Genomic DNA, 2,458 nt, shown 5'->3' with positions numbered 1-2,458 from the left:
GGCCCGGCCGGTGCCCTTCGCGCCGCCGGCCTGGCCCGCGAGGCGGTACGGCCGGACCTCGGTCCGCTGGAGGTTCTTCGCCCACACCGCGGCGGCGATCGACACCGAGCCGGCGGCCAGGCCGAACTGGGCCTCGATCGCGGCGTGGCTGGACGGGATCAGGCCGTGCTGCCAGCGGGTCGCCGAGCGCGGCGGGATCGCGAAGCCGTCGCTGCCGTCGACGCCGAACTCGGCGACCCGGCTGGCCGCGTGGAAGGCGCCGCAGACGTACAGGCAGTCGGCCGGGTCGGTGCCGGTGGCGGCCAGGTGCTCGCGCATCCTCGTCCACATGTACCGCTCGCGGTCCTCGTCGACCGCGACCCGGCGCGGGTCGCCGGGCGCCAGCCGCCGGAAGAGGCTGCCGATCAGCAGCATGACCTGGCGGTAGGTGTCGTGGTCGCTGTCGCCGAGCGGCACCTCCACGTACTGGTGCCACCACTCGGACCAGTGCCGGACCTTGCCGTGCCGGAGCAGGTGCTCCTCCAGCTCGGCGAAGCGCGGCCGGAGGTCGCCGATCTCCACGCCGACCGCGTCGCCGTGCAGCGCGGCCTCCCCGTCGGCGGCGGCCGCCTCCGGTTCGGCACCGGCGTCGGCGGGCTCGTCCGGTTCGCCGTCGCGCGGCTGCCACTGGAAGACGTGGTCCGAGGAGCGGTCCACCAGGACGAGTTCGACGCCGGGCGTGTCCAGCGCGTACGCGATCGCCTGGTACTCGGCGGAGGCCTCGGTGATCGGCGCGACCACCGAGAGCGGCGCCCAGTCGGCGGGGAAGCCGTCGACCTCGGTCGCGAACGCCTGGACGGCCACCGGCAGGCGGCAGTTGCGCAGCTCGGTGAGGAGCGGCGCCATGTCCTCGCACAGCTCCAGGTACACCACCTTGGGCTGCTTCTCGCGCAGCCGGCGCGCCATCGCGACCGCGGAGGCCGGCGAGTGGTGGCAGACCGGGAAGACCTCCAGCGGCTCGCGCACCGCCCGGTCGACGTCGTCGACGATGCCGAGCAGGATGCCCTCCAGGGCGTCCGGACCGTCGGCGAACTCGGCGGCCGCCTCCTGGAGCCGGGACCGCAGCGGGTCGAAGGCGCCCGCGGGTGCGGCCGTCACGACAGGGTGGCGATCGCGTCGCGGCCGCCCTCCAGGAACTCCGGCCACTCGCCGCCCTGCTCCTTGCCGCGCGGCTCGACCACGCCGTGCAGGTACTTGTTGAGGATGGCGAGGTCCTCCGGCTCGCGCCGGGCCAGCGAACCGACCAGCGAGGAGGCCAGGGTGCGGGCGGTCAGCGTCCGCTCGCCGAAGAAGTTGCCGTGCAGCACGGCGTCCTCCAGCACGCCGATCTGTTCGGCGGTGGACAGCGCCGACTCCAGCTTCTCGTCGTCGCTGCCGGCCGCGGCGGCCGAGGCGCGCAGGTCGGCGAAGGACTGCAGCAGCACGTCCAGCAGGGTGGGCGGCACCTCCAGCTCGATGGAGTGGCGGCGCAGCAGCTCCTCGGTGCGGAAGCGGACGATCTCCGCCTCGCTCTTCTTGTTGGTGACCACCGGGATGCGCACGAAGTTGAACCGCCGCTTCAGCGCCGACGAGAGGTCGTTGACGCCCCGGTCGCGGCTGTTGGCGGTGGCGATGACGGAGAAGCCCGGCTTGGCGAACACGATGCCGTCGCTGTCGAGTTCGGGCACCGAGATGTACTTCTCGGAGAGGATCGAGATCAGCGCGTCCTGCACGTCGCTGGTGGCGCGGGTGAGCTCCTCGAAGCGGCCGATCGCGCCGGACTCCATCGCCGTCATGATCGGCGAGGGGATCATCGACTCCCGGGACTGCCCCTTGGCGATCACCATGGACACGTTCCAGGAGTACTTGATGTGGTCCTCGGTGGTGCCGGCGGTGCCCTGGACGACCAGGGTGGAGTCGCGGCAGACCGCCGCGGCGAGCAGTTCGGCCAGCCAGCTCTTGCCGGTGCCGGGGTCGCCGATCAGCAGCAGGCCGCGGTCGGAGGCCAGGGTGACGATGGCGCGCTCGACGATGCTGCGGTCACCGAACCACTTCTGCGCGACCTCGCGGTCGAGGCCGTCGGAGCGCTCGGAGCCGAGGACGAACAGCCGCACCATCTTCGGCGAGAGCCGCCAGCTGAACGGCTTCGGGTTGTCGTCGATCGACTCCAGCCAGGCCAGCTCCTCGGCGTACTTGAGCTCGGCGGGGGCGCGCAACAGGTCGGACATGGCAGGGCCTTTCGGGAAGGGATCGAGGGGGTGCCGGCCCGGGGGCCTAGGCGAGGAAGTTCTTGAGCTCGTGGACGAGCTTGCCGATGTGGCCGGAGATCACCGGTGTGCCGAGCGCCTTGAAGCGCTCCCGGAACCAGGGGTTGACCTCCTGGCGGCCGGAGCTGGTCACCGAGCCGACCGGGATGAACCTCACCCCGGAGCGGTGCACC

The 2,458-nt window shown here is 72.3% G+C and carries 1 protein-coding gene and 2 pseudogenes; all 3 read right to left on the bottom strand.

Annotated elements, in window-relative coordinates:
* Window positions 1–1,137: pseudogene (locus ABZ641_RS33120) on the bottom strand (hypothetical protein); the annotation flags it as partial.
* Complete coding sequence (locus tag ABZ641_RS33115; RefSeq protein ID WP_344626900.1) at window positions 1,134–2,246, bottom strand: AAA family ATPase; 1,113 nt, start codon at window positions 2,244–2,246, stop codon at window positions 1,134–1,136. The gene ABZ641_RS33115 and the pseudogene ABZ641_RS33120, both read right to left, overlap by 4 nt.
* 46 nt (window positions 2,247–2,292) lie before the next feature.
* Window positions 2,293–2,458 (bottom strand): annotated as a pseudogene (locus ABZ641_RS33110) (VWA containing CoxE family protein); the annotation flags it as partial.

The organism is Kitasatospora sp. NPDC007106 (assembly GCF_040634455.1).
Classification (GTDB): Bacteria; Actinomycetota; Actinomycetes; order Streptomycetales; family Streptomycetaceae; genus Kitasatospora; species Kitasatospora arboriphila.
The sequence above is the reverse complement of the archived record's forward strand: the minus strand, read 5'-3'. Positions and strand labels throughout refer to the sequence as shown.